General features: G+C 69.0%; 21 protein-coding genes. 5 read left to right on the forward strand and 16 right to left on the reverse strand.

Going from position 1 to position 18,297, the window contains the following annotated elements:
• Window positions 1-14: 14 nt before the first annotated feature.
• Window positions 15-1,367 carry a cytochrome P450 gene (locus ASE34_RS13760; RefSeq protein WP_056279564.1) on the forward strand — a complete coding sequence of 451 codons (1,353 nt, stop codon included), beginning with the start codon at window positions 15-17 and terminating at the stop codon, window positions 1,365-1,367.
• A 113-nt stretch (window positions 1,368-1,480) separates the two neighbouring features.
• Here the strand turns inward: ASE34_RS13760 and ASE34_RS13765 are convergent, their stop codons facing one another.
• Window positions 1,481-2,461: a cation transporter gene (locus ASE34_RS13765; RefSeq protein ID WP_056279566.1), complete on the reverse strand. Its 981-nt coding sequence runs from the start codon at window positions 2,459-2,461 to the stop codon at window positions 1,481-1,483.
• Window positions 2,458-3,048, reverse strand: coding sequence for a hypothetical protein (locus tag ASE34_RS13770; protein ID WP_230100416.1), 591 nt, complete (start codon window positions 3,046-3,048; stop codon window positions 2,458-2,460). The genes ASE34_RS13765 and ASE34_RS13770 overlap by 4 nt, the downstream gene beginning before the upstream one ends.
• A 39-nt stretch (window positions 3,049-3,087) precedes the next feature.
• Between ASE34_RS13770 and ASE34_RS13775 the strand changes: the two genes are divergently transcribed.
• Window positions 3,088-4,371, forward strand: a complete 1,284-nt coding sequence (locus ASE34_RS13775; RefSeq protein ID WP_056279568.1) for a hypothetical protein — start codon at window positions 3,088-3,090, stop codon at window positions 4,369-4,371.
• A 350-nt stretch (window positions 4,372-4,721) separates the two neighbouring features.
• Here ASE34_RS13775 and ASE34_RS13780 read toward each other — a convergent pair whose 3' ends face one another.
• The 7 genes from ASE34_RS13780 to ASE34_RS17925 all read right to left on the reverse strand — a co-directional run bounded on the left by ASE34_RS13780 (window position 4,722) and on the right by ASE34_RS17925 (window position 10,379).
• Window positions 4,722-5,279 (reverse strand): hypothetical protein, encoded by a 558-nt coding sequence (locus tag ASE34_RS13780; protein WP_056279570.1) that lies wholly within the window; start codon window positions 5,277-5,279, stop codon window positions 4,722-4,724.
• Window positions 5,276-5,977, reverse strand: coding sequence for a hypothetical protein (locus ASE34_RS13785; protein ID WP_157538273.1), 702 nt, complete (start codon window positions 5,975-5,977; stop codon window positions 5,276-5,278). Before ASE34_RS13785 ends, ASE34_RS13780 begins: the two co-directional genes overlap by 4 nt.
• A gap of 37 nt (window positions 5,978-6,014) precedes the next feature.
• On the reverse strand, window positions 6,015-6,797 hold the full coding sequence (locus ASE34_RS13790) for an endo alpha-1,4 polygalactosaminidase (protein WP_414855536.1): 783 nt from the start codon (window positions 6,795-6,797) through the stop codon (window positions 6,015-6,017).
• Between the two features lie 32 nt (window positions 6,798-6,829).
• Window positions 6,830-7,525 carry a DUF899 family protein gene (locus ASE34_RS13795; RefSeq protein ID WP_056279575.1) on the reverse strand — a complete coding sequence of 232 codons (696 nt, stop codon included), beginning with the start codon at window positions 7,523-7,525 and terminating at the stop codon, window positions 6,830-6,832.
• Between the two features lie 61 nt (window positions 7,526-7,586).
• A complete protein-coding gene (locus ASE34_RS13800; RefSeq protein WP_056279577.1) occupies window positions 7,587-8,993 on the reverse strand; it encodes an MFS transporter in 1,407 nt (468 codons plus the stop codon).
• 38 nt (window positions 8,994-9,031) lie between these two features.
• A complete protein-coding gene (locus ASE34_RS13805; RefSeq protein ID WP_056279579.1) occupies window positions 9,032-10,102 on the reverse strand; it encodes a YbdK family carboxylate-amine ligase in 1,071 nt (356 codons plus the stop codon).
• 10 nt (window positions 10,103-10,112) lie between these two features.
• On the reverse strand, window positions 10,113-10,379 hold the full coding sequence (locus tag ASE34_RS17925) for a Rho termination factor N-terminal domain-containing protein (RefSeq protein WP_056279581.1): 267 nt from the start codon (window positions 10,377-10,379) through the stop codon (window positions 10,113-10,115).
• Window positions 10,380-10,502: 123 nt separating this feature from the next.
• Here ASE34_RS17925 and ASE34_RS18030 point away from each other — a divergent pair, with 123 nt between their 5' ends.
• Window positions 10,503-10,667: a hypothetical protein gene (locus ASE34_RS18030; RefSeq protein WP_167347464.1), complete on the forward strand. Its 165-nt coding sequence runs from the start codon at window positions 10,503-10,505 to the stop codon at window positions 10,665-10,667.
• A gap of 48 nt (window positions 10,668-10,715) precedes the next feature.
• On the opposite strand, the gene ASE34_RS13815 is transcribed toward ASE34_RS18030, so the two are convergent.
• Together ASE34_RS13815 and ASE34_RS18175 are read right to left on the reverse strand one after the other, a co-directional pair.
• Window positions 10,716-10,922 carry a CsbD family protein gene (locus ASE34_RS13815; protein WP_053097611.1) on the reverse strand — a complete coding sequence of 69 codons (207 nt, stop codon included), beginning with the start codon at window positions 10,920-10,922 and terminating at the stop codon, window positions 10,716-10,718.
• A gap of 167 nt (window positions 10,923-11,089) precedes the next feature.
• A complete protein-coding gene (locus ASE34_RS18175; protein ID WP_232224473.1) occupies window positions 11,090-11,350 on the reverse strand; it encodes a hypothetical protein in 261 nt (86 codons plus the stop codon).
• On the opposite strand from ASE34_RS18175, the gene ASE34_RS18180 reads away from it, so the two are divergent.
• Complete coding sequence (locus ASE34_RS18180) at window positions 11,349-11,528, forward strand: hypothetical protein (protein WP_235567513.1); 180 nt, start codon at window positions 11,349-11,351, stop codon at window positions 11,526-11,528. The genes ASE34_RS18175 and ASE34_RS18180 overlap by 2 nt on opposite strands.
• Before the next feature lie 24 nt (window positions 11,529-11,552).
• Here the strand turns inward: ASE34_RS18180 and ASE34_RS13825 are convergent, their stop codons facing one another.
• Complete coding sequence (locus ASE34_RS13825; protein ID WP_056279585.1) at window positions 11,553-11,900, reverse strand: hypothetical protein; 348 nt, start codon at window positions 11,898-11,900, stop codon at window positions 11,553-11,555.
• A gap of 311 nt (window positions 11,901-12,211) precedes the next feature.
• On the opposite strand from ASE34_RS13825, the gene ASE34_RS13830 reads away from it, so the two are divergent.
• Complete coding sequence (locus ASE34_RS13830) at window positions 12,212-12,697, forward strand: FBP domain-containing protein (RefSeq protein ID WP_053097609.1); 486 nt, start codon at window positions 12,212-12,214, stop codon at window positions 12,695-12,697.
• Between the two features lie 4 nt (window positions 12,698-12,701).
• On the opposite strand, the gene ASE34_RS13835 is transcribed toward ASE34_RS13830, so the two are convergent.
• The 4 genes from ASE34_RS13835 to ASE34_RS13850 are packed head-to-tail and all read right to left on the reverse strand — an operon-like array spanning window position 12,702 to window position 18,255.
• Window positions 12,702-15,002, reverse strand: a complete 2,301-nt coding sequence (locus tag ASE34_RS13835; protein WP_235567522.1) for a beta-glucosidase family protein — start codon at window positions 15,000-15,002, stop codon at window positions 12,702-12,704.
• Window positions 15,003-15,060: 58 nt separating this feature from the next.
• On the reverse strand, window positions 15,061-15,951 hold the full coding sequence (locus tag ASE34_RS13840) for a carbohydrate ABC transporter permease (protein ID WP_056279587.1): 891 nt from the start codon (window positions 15,949-15,951) through the stop codon (window positions 15,061-15,063).
• Complete coding sequence (locus ASE34_RS13845; RefSeq protein ID WP_082586667.1) at window positions 15,948-16,979, reverse strand: carbohydrate ABC transporter permease; 1,032 nt, start codon at window positions 16,977-16,979, stop codon at window positions 15,948-15,950. Before ASE34_RS13845 ends, ASE34_RS13840 begins: the two co-directional genes overlap by 4 nt.
• A complete protein-coding gene (locus tag ASE34_RS13850; protein WP_056279589.1) occupies window positions 16,960-18,255 on the reverse strand; it encodes an ABC transporter substrate-binding protein in 1,296 nt (431 codons plus the stop codon). Before ASE34_RS13850 ends, ASE34_RS13845 begins: the two co-directional genes overlap by 20 nt.
• Window positions 18,256-18,297: the final 42 nt, after the last annotated feature.

The following is an 18,297-nucleotide window of genomic DNA, read 5'->3' on the forward strand; positions in this document are numbered from 1 at the left end:
GCGAACGTCGCAGCATGGCACTCATCGACATCCCCGCGCGTGCGGCGCGAAAGCTCGGCGCACTGGCACAGGACGACGCTCCCACCCTGCTGACCCGCGGCTACGGGTTCGGGGCACGGATCTGGCGACGGGTGGCGCCGGGTGCGAGATCGGCGCCGATGCGGCTGCTCGGCAGTGACGCGGTCTTCGTCAGGGGAGTGGAGGGGGTCGAGCTCTTCTACGACGAGACCCGCATCGCGCGCTCCGGAGCCATGCCCGCGATCGTGCAGGAGAGCCTGTTCGGGCACGGCTCCGTGCACAGCCTCGACGGCACAGCCCACCGGCACCGCAAAGCCGCCTTCGTCGGCGCCCTCTATGAGGACGAGCAGCTCGCACGACTCACGCCCTGGCTCGAGCGCGAATGGCAGAGCGAGCGCCGGGCGTGGCTCGACGGCGGCACCCGCAGCGCCTACGACGCGGCCGTCGGCGCGCTGGGCCGGGCGATCATGGGCTGGGCGGGTGTGCCGGGCACGCCGGCGGCCCAGACCCGATGGGCGGCGCGGCTCGCCCAGATCGTCGACGGCTTCGGCTCGCCGTACTCGCCGGTGTACATCGCCGCCCTGGCGAACCGGTGGTGGTCGGACCGTCATTCCGCTCGGCTCATCGAGGCGGTGCGGCACGGCTCGCTGCGCGCCGAACCGGGCACGGCGCTCGAGGTGTGGGCGCATCACCGCGACGAGGACGGCGAACTGCTCCCGGCGCGCGTCGCCGGTGTCGAGCTGCAGAACAGCATCCGTCCGATGATCGCAGTCGCCCGGTTCGTGGCCTTCGCCGCGAAGGAGCTGCACGAGCGTCCCGACTGGCGCGAGCGCATCGCCGCCGAGGCCGTCGAGCGCGGGTCGCTCGTCGGCGGACCGCTGTCGATCATGTTCGCGCAGGAGATCCGTCGCACCTCTCCCTTCGTGCCGATGCTTCCCGGCTGGGCCACCGCGGACATCGAGATCGACGGTCAGACGGTGGATGCCGGAGGACGCGTCGTCCTCGACCTGCAGGGCACCAACACGGACGACCGCTTCTGGGCGCGTCCCCAGCGCTTCGACCCCGAGCGCTTCCGTGACATCGAGGACTACGAAGCGCTCGCCGCATTCGTTCCTCATGGTGGCGCCGACGTCCCGACGGGGCACCGCTGCCCGGGCGAGAAGCTCGCGATCGCAGGGCTGGCCGCGGCGATCACGGTGCTCAGCGACCCCGACCTGCGCATCCTCGACGAAGGGCTCGACGTCGACCGGCGTCGGCTGCCCACCAAGCCGCGGTCCGGCGGCGCGGTGCGCTCGGCGGCATCCGTATCGGCATCGGCACCCGCGTCCCGTGGGTGCCCCTTCCACTGAGTGGGTGAGCGCGTTCTGTCAAGGGGCGCGCATCGGCTGCTCCGCCTCGGCACGGACTCCCCCTAACTGGTGCGGTGGGCGTCCTGCCGTCCGGGGTCTCGCTCCGAGCACGGTCAGTCGCGGCCCGAGGTGTCGACGCCCTGGGGGAGCTCCTCCACCGGGACGACGACGACATCCTGCACCTTCCAGTCGAGGTCGGTGATGCGCGTCGCGAGGTCGGTGACGTCGCCCATCGACACCTTTCCGCGATGCGGGACGACGAACGCCTCGATGTGGAAGACCTGCCCCTGATCCCGCATCCGCACTCCCGCCTCCGTGACCCAGGGGCGGGAGCGCATGGTCGAGATCACGTCACCGGCGAGCGGATGCGGGTGCTTGCTGTCGTACGTCCTGGCGCGCTGGTCCATGAGATCGATCACGGCGGTCTTGGTGTTGCGCCAGCCGTCCCACACGATCCCGAGCGAGATCACGAGAGCCGCAGCGCCGTCGAGCCACCACACGCCGGCGCCCACACCGAGCACGCCGACGATCGAGGCGACCGTGGTCTGCCAGTCGGCCTTGGCCATGTCGGCGTCGGCGAAGAGCAGCTTGTTGTGAAGCACGGGCGCGAGCTTCGCCTTCGCCGGTCCGTAGAAGAACACCGGGCCGACGATGACCACGGCCATCACGGCGACCATCAGCCAGCCGAGCCAGATCGTCTGCCCGAACAGCTGCACCGTGCCGATGGTCGGGTGCTCGCGGGCGATGAGCCCGGTCACCGCTTCGATTGCCAGATTGAGTCCGACCGCCAGCAGGGCGACGCCCGCCACGAGGTGTCCGATTCCCATCACGCGGTGCAGGCCGTAGGGATGCTTGACCGAGGGGCGCTTGCGGATGAAGATCAGCGCGACGAGGAAGGCGATCTGCGGGATCAGCGACAGCATGTCCTCGATCCACGCGGTGCGCATCGCCTGCGAGTTGCCGACGACCAGGGCGATCACCGCGATCGTCACCGACGTGTAGGCGATGGTGAACCATTCCCACCCGATCGCTCGGCGGAGCGCTGTGCGCTGCTCGTCTGGCAGCTCGGTGCGGCCGATCCGCTGCACGGTCATCGCGACCCCACCGCCTCGTCGAGGTGACGTTCGAGAGTGCTGAGGAACGCGTTCTCGCCGAGTGGCACGAGCATCACGATCTCGCGACCGTCGGCTCCGTCGATCTCGGGATAGCCGCGGGTGACCCCGGCCTTGTCGATCCAGGGGGTGTCAGAGGTGAAGCCGCCCGCCACGAGGTCGAGGTCGCCGCGCTCCAGCATCCCGACCAGCGTCTCCTCCGAGCCGTAGGTCCAGTCGATGTCGGCGTCGATGCTGTCGGCGAAGCCTGTCACGAGGTCGGCGATGCTTCCTGTGGGGGTGTCCCGATCAGTGTCGACCAGCCCGGGATCGGCCGAGACGCCGACCCTCAGGTCAGCGCCGGTCGCCGACGCGAGAGTGCCGTCCGGGTCGGCCGGGATGGTCAGGCCGCAGCCCGAGAGTGCGGCGGCGAGCAGCAGCGCCACTGCGGCCGAGACCGCGCGGCGGGGAGTCCACGTCGATGCGTTCACGACGCCATGGTGCCCCCGCAGGGCGGCGGTGAGAACCGGGTTGACGCCCGATGTGGCGCGGAGTATGCCGCTGGCGTGAGCCGGGGTCGGTGTCCTCATGCCGCTCGACGACGGTGATCCACCGGTACGGTAGGGCACATGTCACAGGCCCTCCGCACGTTCGGGCGCATCCTCGCCCGACACTGGCCTGCGCTCATGGCCTGGTATCTCGGGGGCGAGGCGCTGCATCGCGTACTGATCGAGCTCGCCGGCTTCGTCGGCGGTCACACCACGCTCGGGGGCCTGCTGCTGCTGCCGCTGGCGGTCGCCGCCCGACTCGTCGCGTACGTCGCGATGTATCTCACTGTGCGCCCCTCCTTGCCGCACAGCCGGAGGGAGGATGCCGGCGGCCTCCGCGAGTTCGCCTCCGCGACTCTCGCCGCGATCCTGCCGTTCTTCGCCTTCTACACCGCGTGGGGTCTGCTCGATGCCGACCAGATCGAGTTCTTCCAGATCGCGAGCGCGATCGCGTTGGCCGATTCCGGGTACGACCTCGTCCAGATGGGCGATCGCGGTGGTGTCATCGCGGTCGGCGTGCTGCCGGTGACGGTGCTCGTGATCGCGTTGATCGCACGACTGCTCTTCACGCGCTTCGCCGACCGGCTGCCGCGGTGGACGATCATCCTGGCCACCTATGCCGAGGTGCTGTGGACCTTCATGCTCTTCACACTCGTCGCACGGTGGTGGGTCAGCGTCCTGGACTGGTTCGGTGAACGAGAGGCGGCCGGGTGGCTGCAGAGCCTCGGCGACTGGTTCTCGGTGAACATCGAACCCATCGCCGCCGTATGGGAAGGGGCGACCTGGCTGGCCGGAATCCTCGTCGCCGCACTCCTCGTCCCCGCGGCCTGGCTCACGGTCGCCGGTGTGATCTTCGGCACGACCTTCGACTCGACTCCGCCGTTCGCACGCGTCGGCGGGGGAGCGGCGCGAGGGGCGGCCCTGAGCATCGCGCGCACGCTGGTGATGCGACTCGAGGGCCTCTGGGCTGCCGTCGCGGTGATCTGGCGTGGCGGGCCATTGCTCTTCGGCGTCTACGCACTGGCCTACGCCGCGTGGGGCTTCGCCGAGCAGGCGGGCACCCGGGGAGTCCTGCTGCTGATCGGGGGCCACGAATCGTCGTTCTGGGCGGGGTTCTTCCCGCTCGTCACCGTCGCCATCGGTGCCGTCGCCGAACCGCTCAGGGTGGCGATCGTCGCCACGGCCTATGACGCCGTCATCGGCCGGCCCCGGTCTGGCCTCGACACCCGCCCGTCAGGGCTCGATACGGAAGCGGGCGAGGTCGTCGTCACTGCCCTCGATATCGAGCAGGAACGGGCCATCGGCGTCGTCGGGAAGCAGGAAGGTCAGCAGGATGCGGTACGACGCCGGCTCGGCGATGCATGAGCTCTCGCCCTCGTCGTAGGGCACATCGAGGTCTGCGCGAGAGCTGAGCCAGGTGCGATCGGCGTCGATCTCTGTGAGCGTCGTCTGTCCGCAGAGCGATGCCGCGGATCCGCCGCTCGACGACAGTCGGACGCTGAGGGTGCGGGTCCCCGCAGGCGCCTCGAACTCCGCCCATTCCGTGGGCCCGAGCGTGAGGGTCTGTCCGGCGATGTCGACCGTCGTGTCGGCGTCGATCACCCGATCCGTCGGCCGGATGCTCGGCGCGATGTCGAGCCATGCCGCGGCGCTGACCATCGCGACGGCCGCGATCGCCAACGCGATCAGCCCGGTCCGCTGCGTCCGCCACCAGCTCATGGGATCCGCAGTTCGGGGTCATCGAGCTCGAGACTCGGCGTGCGAGGAAGGTCGTCCAGTTCGACCGCGATCGCGATCACGTCGTCGAGCTCGGCGGTGAAGTACGAGGAGATGAGACGCAGGTCCGCCTGCCCCGATGTCAGATCCGGTGGCAGCTCGAAGGCCAGCGTCCCGACCGTGTCGATGCCGAGTCGCAGCGGGGTCGACGTCAGCGTCGCGTCGGGTCGCTCGCTGGCCTGGAACACGCGATCGTCGATCGTCAGCGTCGCGAGCTGGATGGCGGCATCCACCTCCGTGCGGGGCGCCGAGGCGATCACCGTCACGACGAGCCAGTTCCCCTCCGCGCTCCAGTCGCCACCGGACACCGCCACCTTGTCCGCGAACGTCGCGTCCGTCGCTGCCGCGATCAGAGTGCGGGATGCGACGGGGTCGCCGAAGGCGCCACGCACTACGGTCGGACCGATGACGTCGTCATCGCTCGGGGTGACGGCGGTCAGCACGCCGGCCGCGACCACCAGCGCAGCGCCGACCAGCCAGGGGGTCGCGCGTCTCATCGTGTCTCCTGGGCGGTGACCGAGATGCGTGCGCTGAGGGCGGCGGGGCGCCACGTGACCGCTCGTGAGGAGAGGATCACCGCTCCACGCTGGATCTGCACCTCGTGCACGTCGAGCGCGACAGAACCGTCGAGGAACGCGTCCTCGGGTATGGTCCAGGCGAAGGTCACCTGGCTGGGGACGCCCGGCTGCAGGATGACCTGGCCGGATGACCCGTCCGCTCGCCAGACCGCCACCGAGTCACTCGCGGGGACGCCTGCGAGGTCGAGAAGCGGACGGCCGGTGTTGACGAACCCGGTGCTTATGCGGTCGACGGTGGTGCCGACTCCGATCGGAGCATCCGAGAGATTCTCCATGCGCGTGCTCATCACGAGCAGCTTCTCGCCGGGCTCCGCCTCGAGATACTCCGACTCGACCTCGGTGACGAACTCGGCGTCGAGCACGGTGATCGCGTACTGCGAGGTGCGCACCTCCTCATCCGCGCCGAGCAGCGTCGGCGAAGCCTCTGCACGGGTGAACCCGCCCATCGCCGCGACGACGATGGCCACGGCGGCGACTGCGACTGCGGCGAACCAGATCCATCGGGGCAGCTCGGCGATCCCGCGCGTCCACCGGGAGACAGCGTGCCGCACGACCTGCGCGGGCACCGGGCGCGCGGCCGCAGGCGTGGCGCCACCGTGATCCCCCGTCATGCTCACGGGGCCAGCATATCGATGTGCATTGCTGAGGCGACGGTCAGCGATCGCAGGTCTCGAACACGTACCCGTCGTCTGACGGCGTGACGAGGTCGCGGTCTCGCAGCACCATCGACGAGGGGGCGTCGTCGTCGGCGCACATCTCGTCGAACGACCGCGGCAGCTCGTCGGAGTACTCGATGTCGATCACGGCGTCTCTGTAGACGTCGGTGAACGCCCCGCACTCGTCGAAGACGCTGCACTCCTCGACGACGGCGAAGTCGAATCCCGCGCGCTCGCGCAGCACCGGTGCGTCTTCGGCGGCGTTCTTCTGCCCGGCCGCGAGTCCGGAGTCGTGGGCGACGTCGACCAGCAGCGCCGCGAGGGCGAGGTTGTCGTCGAGAGTGAGCGCGTCGTCCGAGCGGGTGTACGAGTCGAGGTTGTCGAACTCGACCGCGTCGAATCCCGACTCGGCGCACCCCTCGATCCACGGTCCGACCATCTCGGCGATGCGCTCGCGGCGCGCGTCCGTCGACGTGTCGAGCAGAGCCTCATCGGGCCAATCGGGGTCGAACACCGGCTCGCCGTCGCTTTGCAGCACGAGGTCGTCGGGCCAGGTGTCGAGCTCGCCCGGCTGGGTCTGGAATCCGTTCACGTAGCAGACCGAGTACAGCCCGTCGGCGGGCTCATCCGAGCGGTCCCGGCCGACGATGCCGACTCCGTCGGCGGGGTCGTAGCCGCCGCCGAGCTGATAGTCGGGGGTCGCCCCCGCGGGGGGAAGGGCGAACTGCGCCGGAGGGTCGGAGATGGTCGTGACGCACCCTGTGAGCGTGAGGACCAGCACGGCGATGGCGGCGACCGCGACCGTCGCGCGCCTCAGTGGCCGGCCCCGTACAGTGCGGCGATCTCTTTCGAACCCATCCCTTGAGAATACGTCTCATGCTGGGGCCAGCCGGCGGGGGAGTCCTCCCACTCCTCCTGTCGGCCGAAGGGCAGCAGATCGACGAGACCCTGCAGCTGGCTCATGCGCTCGGTGCCACGGCCGTTCGTGTGCCACGTGCGATAGACCGTGTCGCCGTCGCGGAGCAGCACGTTCACGCCGAAGCCCTCGTTCGGCCCGGCGTCCATGTCGGCACCGAAGGTGCTGTCGGCGGTCGAATACCAGGTCATGCGGTTGCCCACCCTGTCGCGGTAGGCCAGTGCCTCATCGATCGGTCCGTTCGTCACGATCACGAAGCGGGCGTCGTAGTAGCGCTCGAGGAAGTCAAGGCGGGTGAACTGCGACGTGAAGCCGGTGCAGCCGGGGCATTGCCACTCATTGCCGTCGGTCCACATGTGGTTGTAGACGATGAGCTGGCGGTGCTCGCCGAAGATCTCGGGCAGCCGCACCGGCCCGTCTTCGCCGACGAGCGTGTAGTCGGGCAGCTCGACCATCGGCAGTCGTCGTCGTTGTGCCGCGATCGCATCGAGTTCTCGCGTCGCCGCCTTCTCACGCACGCGCAGTGCGTCGAGCTCGCGACGCCACGTGTCGACGTCGACGACGGGCGGAAGGGGCGTCTGGGGCGTGCTCACGGTGGACCTCCGGGTGCTCGGTAGGACGATGCCCCCAGTGTGCGCCCGACCACCGACATCGTCAACCGATCGGCGAGGGTGCCCCGTCGACGGCCGGAGCCTCGGCCTCCTCGGCCGGATTGCGGCGGATGCCGATCCACGACACCACACCGCCGAGCACGAGCAGCGCGGCGGTGACCCAGGCCGCGTTGTGGAAGCCCGCGAGATCGAGCGTGCCGCCGATGATGGTCGACAGCATCGCGACGACGAGCAGCCCGGCGACGCGGGAGACCGCGTTGTTGACCGCGGAGGCGATGCCCGAGCGGGATTCGTCGATGGCGCCGAGGATCGCCGAGGTGAGCGGAGCCACGGTGAGCGAGAGCCCGAGGCCGAGCACGATCATCGCCGGCAATACCTGCCACCAGTAGTCGAAGTCCTCGCGGACGAGCAGCAGCATCAGCGCGCCGACCGCCATGATGAGCGGACCGACGGTCATGAAGATGCGGGGCCCGAAACGACCGGCCCAGGATCCGGCGCGCGAGCTGACGAGGATCATCAGGATCGTCATCGGCAGGCTCGCGAGGCCGGCCGCCGTGGCACTGAGACCTGCGCCCTGCTGCAGGTAGACGCCGACGACGAAGCCGTTGAGCGACAGTGCGGCGTAGACGAAGAGGGTGGCGAGGTTGCCCCAGGCGAAGTCGCGCACCCGGAACAGCGACAGCGGCATCAGCGGGGAGGCCGAGCGCTGCTGGCGCACCAGGAACCAGGCGAACAGCGCCGCTCCGGCGATGCCGGGCATCCAGATCGCGGGGGACTGCCACCCGAGGTTCGGCTGCTCGATCAGCGCGAAGACCACAGCGCCCAGACCGATCGCGCACAGCGCCCCGCTGAGCCAGTCGACCCGCACACCGCTGGGGTGCTCCTTCAGCTTCAGGCGCGAGAGCAGCACGAGCGTGACGGCGATCGGCGCCACGTTGATGAGGAAGACGAATCTCCACGAGAGGAAGTCGACGAAGAGCCCGCCCAGCAGGGGGCCGACCAGCTGTGCCGCCGTCGTGAACGCGGTCCAGACGCCGATCGCCCGCGACTGCACGTCGGCGCGCATCGTCGCCGTGATCAGCGCGAGCGAGCTGGGCACGAGCAGCGCACCCGCGGCGCCCTGCGCCGCGCGCGCGATGATCAGGATGAGGGGATCGGGTGCGGCGGCCACCGCGACGGATGCCACGCCGAAGGCGATCAGGCCGATGCGCATGACGAGCACCCGGCCGTAGGCGTCCGACAGCGACCCCGCGAGCAGGATCAGCGCGCTGAGGGTGATGAGGTACGCGTCGACCACCCACTGCTGAGTGGTGATGCCGCCGCCGAGCTCTCGGCTGATCGCGGGCAGGGCGACGGTCACCACGGTGCCGTCGAGGAAGGTCACGAAGGACGCGAGGACGGCGACGGATATCACGAGCCGCTGCAGCGGCGCGAAGCGAGAGGATGCCACACGGCGACACTACTGCCGCCAGGAGACCTCCGGGGCGGTCAGCGGGTCGCGGTGCTCGTCCGATACAGCTCGCGGAGTCCGGCGGCGCCGTCATCCGCGTAGGCGCGGTGCTGGCGCTGGGCGCCGGTGCCCTCGGATCGGAGGCGGGCGAGGCCGTCGACCACGAAATCGTCGTCGCCGAGCTGGGCGAGCGCCGGGCGCAGCCGTTCGAGCAGCCGGTCGGCGATCGTCCAGGCCGGTTCGATCGATCCGTCCACCGGGTCGACGAGGCGAGCATCCGTGCCGTATCTGGCCGCGGTCCACAGCGAGGCGTCGATCGCGTCGAGGCTCAGACCGTGACAGTCGTCGAGGGCGTCGCTCACCAGCAGCGCGCGAGTCAGGGCCACGGCGAGCAGCGTGTCGTCGACCGTCAGCTGCGCATCGAAGACGCGCACCTCGACGGTGGGGAACCTCTCGGACAGGCGGACGGTCCATGACAGCGAGCTGGCTTCGGCGATGGCCCCCATCGAGACCAGCTGATCGACGTGCGAGCGGTAGTCGCCCAGATCCTGGAAGAGAGGAGGACTCCACGAGGCAGGAAGTCGACGGATCAGGATGCTGCGCCAACTCGCGTAGCCCGAATCCCGCCCGTGCGCGAACGGCGCATTGCCGGTGATGGCGAGCAACGGAGGCAACCAGGCCCGCACGCGGTTGACCACGCGGACGCGTTCCTCCTCGTCCGGCACCTCGACGTGGATGTGCAGCCCGTTGACCTCGTGCTCACGCGTGATCTCGACGAGCTGGGCGGACACCGCGTCGTAATGGGGCGACGACGAGACCACGAGGCGGTTGGGCGAGATGAAGGGGGTGCCGGAGGCGGCCACGATCGATCCCTGCTTCGCAGCGACCTCGCCGAGAATCCCTCTCGTGCGACGCAGCTGCCCCTCGGCATCCGCTCGCGTGACGCACGGCTCGGTCGCCGACTCGAGCTGGCAGGTCAGATACTCAGGGGTGAGACCGGCGCCCGCCGCGTCGAGGATGCGCTCGCGCGTCTCGGGACTCATGGCCGACGGCACGAGTGTCTGCTCGTCGAGGAGGACGAACTCCTCCTCGACACCGAACCGGGCCACAGACGCGGACCTAATGATCGCGCAGCGCCGAGATGAGCTCGGCCTTGCGCTTGCCGCTGTAACCGGTGAGGCCGATCTCCTTGGCGCGTGTGCGCAGTTCGTCGACGGTCCAGTCCTCGTAGTCGCCGTGCTCGCCGCCTCGGCGCCCGACCGTGCTGCGGCCGTCTCTGGCTGCGGCGTTCGAGATCCTGGCGGCCTTCTCCTTCGAGGCGCCGTCATCGCGGAGCTCTTCGTACAGCTCCGGATCCTTCAGTGAGTTGTTCCTGCGTCCTGGCATGTCGTCTGCTCCTCTCGCACGGCGGGAAGCCCCGCGTCAAGGCCCTCCGGTGACAGGCCCCGGGGGTCTAGGTTGAGTGACCGATGGGCGCACTCCCCCGCGCCCCCAAGAAGGGAAAGACCGATGAACATCCTGCTGATCATCATCATCGTGGTCGCCATCATCCTGGCGATCACCGGCGGGCTCGTGCAGTCCCTGCAGTTCCTCCTGTGGGTCGGCCTGGTGCTGCTGGCCATCGCGGTCATCGCCTGGTTGATCCGAGCGATCTCCGGCAGCCGCACCCGCTGATCCACGCAGTGAGGCCCGCTTCGGCGGGCCTCACTCCGTTTTCAGGGATCAGTCCCGGGAAGCGTCCCGCAGGCCGTCGCCGACGTTGTGTGCGGCGTCCTTGACGTTCTCTCCGGCCTGCTTGACCGAAGCCTTCGTCTGGTCGGCGCGACCCTCGGCTTCGAGGCTCTCGTTGTCGGTCGCCTTTCCGACGCCCTCCTTGATCTTTCCGCCGGCCTTCTCGGCTGCGTTCTTGATGTCGTCTGCTCCACTCATGGCGCGATTCCTTTCATCAGTCGATCAATGGATGTCCACCGTCGCACGGACCGAGAATCCTGCACACGGGATTGACAACCGCGGTCGGGCGTGACAGCGCCACCTCCCCGTCGACGCGGACGTCGGCGACGACTAGCCTGGCCCCAGGCGGGTGGTCCTGCCCGCTCTCACCTCGGCTGCGGTCGACGAAGGAAGCGGTAGAACATGGACTCGATGATGATGGGCGCCATGCGCTCGAACATGATGTCGATGCCCGACATGGCGACCATGGACATGTCGGTCATGCAGGCCTGCATGGACGCGTGCTCGGCCTGTGAGCAGGCGTGCACGGTGTGCTCGACGCAGATGATGGACTGCTCGCCGGCATGCATGAACTGCGCGGACATGTGCAACACCATGATGCGGTCGATGATGCGGATGCAGGGCATGACCCCTGCGTCGATGATGGCGTTGCTCGACGCCTGCATCGCGATGTGTCAGACGTGCATGGACGAGTGCATGGCGCACGCCGACCACAGCGAGGTGTGCAAGATGTGCGCTCAGACCTGCAAGGACTGCATGGACGCGTGCATGGCCGTCAAGGACATGATGATGGCGACCGCCTGAGCGGCAGCGAGTCGCACGGCGCCCTCAGGAGAGCGCGACGTTGAACTGCGTGCGACCGACGGCCAGCACGCCGTAGCGCACGTGCAGCGCGATCGGCGTGCCCGCGGGAGCCTCGAGCGCTGCGCCGCCGCTGTTCCACAGTGCGTGAGTCGCCCCGTCGAGGGTGCGCACCCTCAGCTCGCCGGTCGCCGCGTCGGCGTGCTCGACGATCGCGTCGGCCCATTCGGTCGGGGTCGCCGATGCGATGCGCGCCTGGATCAGGTGCAGCGCGTGACCCGCCTCGAACGAGGAGCACGCGAAGCCGTGGCGGCACATGCACGCAGAACGCTCACGCACCGAGAGGGGCGAAAGGCGGTTCAGCGGCGTGGACACGGTGGTCTCCTTCGTGAGCGGACGTTCCGGCAAGAGTAGGTCGGCCGTGGCAGCGAGGAAACCCGAGCCGACATGCTCCGAAACAAACGGGCGTAGACTCTCGGGGTGCTGTTGTCGAAGAGCGCTCTCCGGATTCCGGATCGAGCGCGGAATGGAGCCGTGGGCGCGTTCAGCGCCACGGACAGAGGCTGACGATCGGCCGGAGGCGGAACATCCCGTCCCCGGAACCACGTCGTACCCGGCATCCGTGCGGATGCCGTCCTCCATTCCTCTTCCGCCGCCCTCTGCGGCCCACACGAAAGCACCGACCCATGCGTCCCATCGACGAGCGCACCCTGCGCGCCTCCTTCATCAACGCCTCCCGCAAGGAGGTCTCCGATCTCACCCTGCCCGCCGGCTTCGCCGACCTCGACGTCGAGAAGCTCGACTACCTCGGCTGGGTCGACCCCAAGCTCCCTCGACGTTCCTATGTCGTCGCCTGGGTCGATGACGTCCTCACCGGCGTGATCCTGCAGCGCGCCGAGCAGCGCGTCACGGCCAGAGCCCAGTGTTCCTGGTGCGAGGACGTCACCCTGCGCAACGACGTGCAGCTGTACGTCGCCCGCAAGGCGGGTCCGGCCGGCCGCAAGGGCGACAGCATCGGCACTCTCGTCTGCGCGGAGTTCGGATGCTCGCAGAACGTGCGCGTGCTGCCGCCGCTCGCGTACGAGGGGTACGACCGCGAGCTCGCCCGCGAGATGCGCATCCTGAAGCTCCAGGAGCACGTGAGCGCGTTCATCGCGGGTGTGAAGGGCTGACGCCTCACACGATCTCGAGCCGGGCGACCGTCTCCTCCTCGTCACAGGCGCCGCCGACCCACAGGCGTACGGCTCCTGCTTCGACCCGCTTGACGCCGTCGAGCCCGGTGAAGGCCAGCCGGTCGATGGGCACGTCGAACTCGACGATCTGCTCGGCGCCGGGCGCGAGCGCGACCCGCCGGAAGTCCAGCAGCTGGGCGACCGGACGGGTCACGCTCGCGACCTCGTCGTGCGCGTAGAGCTGCACGACGTCCGTCGCGGCGATCTCGCCGGTGTTGCGCACGCGCACCGTCGCCCGGAAGTTCTCCCCCGAGGTGACCGATGCGGGTGCGGTGAGCTGATCGTGGGCGAAGGTCGTGTAGCTGAGACCGAAGCCGAAGGGCCGCACGGGCGTCGAGTCGGCGCTCGTGACATCCGTGAGCCCGCCCAGCACGGGGTGCAGATACGAGTACGGCTGCGCTCCCGCTGAACGCGGCAGCGATACCGGCAGCCGACCCGACGGAGCGACGCGACCGCTCAGCAGCCGTGCGATCGCGGGGCCGCCCTCCTCGCCGGGGAAGAACGTCTGCAGCACAGCCGCGGGGATGCCCGCGGCTGCCTCGTTCGCCACGGCCGAGCCGTCGACTGCTCCGAGGCCGGTCATGGTCCCGGCGGCGCCCGCACGGGTCGGCAGCGCCCAGTCGAGGACGTACGGACGTCCGGTCATCGCGATGAGGATCACAGGAGTGCCGGTCGCGACGACGGCCTCGACCAGCTCGCGCTGGACGCCGGGGAGCTCGAGGTCCTCGACGTCGTTGCCCTCGCCCACGGTGCCTCGTCCGAAGAGGCCGGCGCGATCGCCCACCACGACGACGGCGACGTCGGCAGCGGAGGCGGCGTCGACCGCGGCGGGGATGCCGGAGCGATCGGAGCCCTCGACATCGCATCCGATCGCCGAGACGATCTCGGCGGCGGGGAACTCGTCGCGCAGCGAGCCGGCGACCGTCGGCAGATCGATGCCTGCGGGGGTGTCGGGGTGATGCGCGAGCACATGGTTGACGAACGAGTAACACCCCATCAGCGCTTCGGCGCTGTCGGCGTTCGGCCCGATCACGGCGATCCTGGCGGTGGTCGAGGGCGCGAGCGGCAGGGATCCGTCGTTGCTCAGCAGCACGATCGACTCCTCGGCGAGACGGCGCGCGAGCGCACGGTGCTCTGCCGGATCCAGGTCGATCGCGGTCGGAGGGGTGTCGAAGTCGGCATCCAGCAGCCCGAGCTCCTCCTTCTGCGCGAGCACCCGGCCCACGGCCCTGTCGAGGATCTCGACCGGGAGCCGACCGTCCCGCACCTGATCGGCGAGCGTGACGAAGGCGTCGGGCGAGGGCAGCTCGACATCGATTCCCGCTGTGAGCGCGAGCCTGGCGGCGTCCGCTGAGTCCGCGGCTGCGCGGTGCATGCTGTAGAGGAAGTCGACCGCGAAGTAGTCCGACACGACCACTCCGTCGAACCCCCAGCGATCGCGCAGGATGCCGGTCAGGTAGTGCGCGTCTGCCGTGACGGGAACGCCGTCGATGTCGACGTACGAGTTCATCACGCTGCGGGCGCCGCCCTCGTGGATCGCCATCTCGAACGGCGGGAGCAGCACGTCCTCGATCTCTCGCACGCCCGCGCTCACGGGCGCGTGATTGCGTCCGGCCTTCGAGGCGGAGTATCCGATGAAGTGCTTCAGGGTCGCGTGCACGCCCTCGGACTGGAGGCCGCGGACATACGCCGTGCCCACCCGGCCGACGACCAGCGGGTCCTCGGCGATGCACTCGTCGACCCGGCCCCAACGGGGGTCGCGGATGACGTCGAGCACGGGAGCGAGGCCCTGATGGATCCCGAGTGCGCGCATCGATGATCCGACCGCTCGGCCCACCTCCTCGACGAGCTCGGGGTCGAACGCGGCGCCCCAGGCGAGCGGCGTCGGGAAGGTCGCTGCCTTCCAGGCGGCGAGACCGGTCAGGCACTCCTCATGCACGATGGCGGGGATGCCGAGTCTGGTCTGCTGCTTCAGGCGGCGCTGCTCGGCCCACAGCCACTCGGCGCGTTCCACAGGGTCGACCGGACGCGTGCCGTACACCCGGGTGAGGTGACCGATCCCGTGCTCCGAGGCGTCCTCGTAGCGGGTCGAGCTCTTCTTCTCGCCCGACATCGGCGCGACGACCTCGACGCCCTGGTCCACCCAGAAGCCGACGAGCTGCGCCTGCTTCTCCTCGAGGGTCATCCGCGCGAGGAGCTCCTCGACGCGGGGCGAGCGCGGCGCGGCGCCTGCGTACTGCGACATCTTGTTCTCTTTCTCGTTCTCGTTCTCGTCGACGTGCGGGGTCGCGACGGCGACCGTGTCAGCCCTTGACAGCACCGGTCAGCCCTCCCACGATCCGCCGTTCGAACAGGCTGAAGAAGATCAGCGCAGGGATCATCGACAGGGAGGTGAATGCCAGCACTTTCGCGGTGTCGACCGAGTACTGCGAGGCGAACGACTGCACGCCGAGCGGCAAGGTGAACGCCGAGGCGTCGTTGAGGATGAACAGCGGCAGCAGATAGCCGTTCCAGCTGCCGATGAACGCCAGGATGCCGGTCGTGATCACTCCCGGCAGGGAGAGCGGCAGCACCATCCGCCAGAAGAACCCGATGCGGCTGCATCCGTCGATGAACGCGGCCTCCTCGATCTCATCGGGGATCGCCCGGAGGAACGGCACGAGGATGATGATGGTCGTCGGCAGGGCGAAGGCGATCTGCGGCAGGATCACTCCGCCGAGCGAGTTCATCAGCCCGAGACTGCGCACCACGATGTACAGCGGCGTGATCGCCACGGTCAGCGGGAACATCAGGCCCGCGGCGAAGAAGGCGTAGAGCACGCCGCGACCGGCGAACCGGTATCGAGCGAGCACGTATGCCGCCATCAGCGCGAGAGCGACGGTGCCCACGGTGGTCGCGAGGGCGACGATCGTCGAGTTGCCCACGAGCCGCCAGAACACGTCGCCGGTGAGGACGTCGAGGTAGTTCGACACCACCCAGGGAGACGGGAACCCCGACGGGTCGGTCGTGATCTGCGCGTTCGTGCGGAACCCGCCGGTGATGATGTATGCGATGGGCGCGAGCATCAGTCCGACGGCGATCAGCGCGACGAAGTACACGGTCGGATGCGCCCACGGGAGCTTCGGCGTGGCGGTTCGACCCGGGCGTCCGAGACGTGCGGGTCGCTGGGTGACGAGCACCGAGGTGGCGGTCATCGGACGTACTCCTTCTGTGTGGTGGCGTCTGCACCGGAGTCGGCGTCTGGGTTTGCGACGGCATCCTGCGGGACGGCATCCTGCGACGCGCGCGACCGGGAGCCGCGCTTGCGACCCGAGGCACCCGTGAGGGCGCCGTCGGTGTCCTTGCGCAGCACCGCACGCTGATAGATGAGAGCGACCACGAGCGAGATGAGGAACAGGACGACCGCGACCGCGTTGCCGTAGCCGTAGTTGCCGGCGTTGCGGCCTTCGGAGACCATGTAGGTCGCCATGGTCGACGTACCCGCGGTGGAAGCGATGTACTGGCCCCAGATGATGTAGACGAGGTCGAACAGCTGCAGTGAGCCGATGATCGACAGGAACGCCCAGATGCGCAGAGTCGGCGCCAGGAGCGGCAGAGTGATGCGCCACTGGATCTGCCAGTAGGACGCGCCGTCGATCGCCGCCGCCTCGTGCAGCTCCTCCGGGATGCCCTGGAGGCCTGCGAGGAACAGGATGACCGCGAAGCCGATGTACTTCCACGTGATGATGGCCATCAGCGTCCAGATCGCGATGCCGGGATCCGACAGCCAGTCGGTGGCGAGGAACCCGAGGCCCATGTTCGTCAGCATCGCGTTGATCGCGCCGTTGGTCTGCAGCATCAGGCTCCACCCCGTGCCCACGACGACCTCGGAGATCACGTACGGGACGAAGATCAGCACGCGGATCAGCGACTGGCCGCGCATCTTGCGGTTGAGCAGCAGCGCCAGCACGATGGCGATCGGGCCCTGGAGCACGAGGGAGAACACCAGGATGAACCCGTTGTGCGCGAGCGCGTCGTGGAACAGCGGGTCCTGGAGGATCGTGAGGTAGTTCTTCAGTCCGACGAAGTCGGTGGGAGGGCCGTAGCCCTGCCAGCTGAAGAACCCGTAGTACGCCGCCATCAGCACCGGGAAGATGACGAAGGCGAGGAACACGAGCAGGGCGGGCCCGGCCAGAAGGATCACTTCCAGCCGGGCACGCATGTCACGCTTTCGCTGCGGCATCCTGCACAGCCTTGACGAGGTCTTCCGCGCTGCTGTTGCCGGCGAGCAGGTCGACCACGGCGACGTTCAGCGCGTTGCCCACGTTCTGGCCGTAGACGGTGTCGAGCCACTGCGTCGCGTAGGGGGCAGCGTTGTACGCCTCGAGGATCGTCTGCAGGTAGGGCTCGGTGACGGCCTCCTGAGCGACCGTGTTGACGGGCGGGGCGTTGAACGCCTTGTAGTACGCGGTCTGCACGTCCGAGGTGCCGATGTAGTTCAGGAAGTCGACGCAGGCGTCCGGTGCATCCACCGAGCACGAGTAGCCGTCGACGCCACCCATCATGGAGCCGGGTTCGCCGTCTCCGCCCTCGACCTCGGGGAACGGGAACCAGCTGAGGTCGGCCAGCGGCTTCTGATCAGGGGTGAGCGAGCCGATCACGCCGGGGTTCCAGGCGCCCATGAGCTCCATGGCGGCCTGGTGGTTCGCGATGAGGCCGGCCGAGCTGCCCGCGCCCTGCTGTGCGGGAGTCGTCAGGAATCCGGAGTTGAAGGGCTCGGTCTCGGCGAACGCCTGCAGGTCCTCACCGGCACGCACCCAGCAGTCGTCGCTGAAGTCCATCTCGTCCGCCGCGGCGGCGAGGGTGTCCGAGCTGCATTCGCGCAGCGCCAGCCAGTAGTACCAGTGCGCGGCGGGCCAGGCGTCCTTGGCGCCGAGTGCGATCGGGTCGATCCCCTCCGCCTTCAGCGCCTCGGTGGCGACCTCGAGCTCCTTGAGGGTCGTCGGGTTCTCGGTGATGCCGGCCTGGTCGAAGAGGTCCTGGCTGTAGAAGAGGCCGCCGGGCAGCACGGCGACGGGCATGGCGTAGATCTTGCCGTCAAGGCTGTTCGCCGAGTACGACGCATCGGGGATCTCGTCGGCGGCCGGGCCGTCGATGGCGTCGGTCAGATCCTTGAGCTGGCCGGCTTTGACCATCGCCGCCATCTTGCCGCCACCGCGCTGCAGGAAGATGTCGGGGGCGTCGCCGGAGTTGAGGGCGGTCTGCAGCTTGCCGTCGAGATCCTCGTTCTGGATCGACTGGATGTCGATCGTGACGCCCGGGTTGTCCTTCTCGAAATCCGCGACGGTCTGTTCCCAGAACTCCACTCCGGGGCCCGTCGTCGAGTTGTGCCACAGGGTCATGCTGGTGTCGCCGCCGTCTCCGGAGCCGGACGAGTCCGCGGTGCAGCCCGAGAGCGCGAGCGCTCCGACGGCCAGGACCGTGACTGCGGAGGCGAGGGGGAGCCTTCTGCTGTTCATGTGATCGTTCTCCTCATCGAGTTGCGCGCCGCGTCACTGCGG

Source organism: Microbacterium sp. Root280D1, from assembly GCF_001428975.1.
Taxonomy (GTDB): domain Bacteria; phylum Actinomycetota; class Actinomycetes; order Actinomycetales; family Microbacteriaceae; genus Microbacterium.

Excerpts from the sequence above, each read along its gene's own strand:
- ASE34_RS13845 (WP_082586667.1), bottom strand. The coding sequence starts at position 16,979 with ATGCCGCAGCGAAAGCGTGACATGCGTGCCCGGCTGGAAGTGATCCTT.
- ASE34_RS13840 (WP_056279587.1), bottom strand. The coding sequence starts at position 15,951 with ATGACCGCCACCTCGGTGCTCGTCACCCAGCGACCCGCACGTCTCGGA.
- ASE34_RS18180 (WP_235567513.1), top strand. The coding sequence starts at position 11,349 with ATGACCCCTGCGTCGATGATGGCGTTGCTCGACGCCTGCATCGCGATG.
- ASE34_RS13815 (WP_053097611.1), bottom strand. The coding sequence starts at position 10,922 with ATGAGTGGAGCAGACGACATCAAGAACGCAGCCGAGAAGGCCGGCGGA.
- ASE34_RS18175 (WP_232224473.1), bottom strand. The coding sequence starts at position 11,350 with ATGCCCTGCATCCGCATCATCGACCGCATCATGGTGTTGCACATGTCC.
- ASE34_RS13850 (WP_056279589.1), bottom strand. The coding sequence starts at position 18,255 with ATGAACAGCAGAAGGCTCCCCCTCGCCTCCGCAGTCACGGTCCTGGCC.
- ASE34_RS17925 (WP_056279581.1), bottom strand. The coding sequence starts at position 10,379 with ATGCCAGGACGCAGGAACAACTCACTGAAGGATCCGGAGCTGTACGAA.
- ASE34_RS13765 (WP_056279566.1), bottom strand. The coding sequence starts at position 2,461 with ATGACCGTGCAGCGGATCGGCCGCACCGAGCTGCCAGACGAGCAGCGC.
- ASE34_RS13760 (WP_056279564.1), top strand. The coding sequence starts at position 15 with ATGGCACTCATCGACATCCCCGCGCGTGCGGCGCGAAAGCTCGGCGCA.
- ASE34_RS18030 (WP_167347464.1), top strand. The coding sequence starts at position 10,503 with ATGAACATCCTGCTGATCATCATCATCGTGGTCGCCATCATCCTGGCG.
- ASE34_RS13835 (WP_235567522.1), bottom strand. The coding sequence starts at position 15,002 with ATGTCGCAGTACGCAGGCGCCGCGCCGCGCTCGCCCCGCGTCGAGGAG.
- ASE34_RS13780 (WP_056279570.1), bottom strand. The coding sequence starts at position 5,279 with ATGAGACGCGCGACCCCCTGGCTGGTCGGCGCTGCGCTGGTGGTCGCG.
- ASE34_RS13830 (WP_053097609.1), top strand. The coding sequence starts at position 12,212 with ATGCGTCCCATCGACGAGCGCACCCTGCGCGCCTCCTTCATCAACGCC.
- ASE34_RS13770 (WP_230100416.1), bottom strand. The coding sequence starts at position 3,048 with ATGAGGACACCGACCCCGGCTCACGCCAGCGGCATACTCCGCGCCACA.
- ASE34_RS13775 (WP_056279568.1), top strand. The coding sequence starts at position 3,088 with ATGTCACAGGCCCTCCGCACGTTCGGGCGCATCCTCGCCCGACACTGG.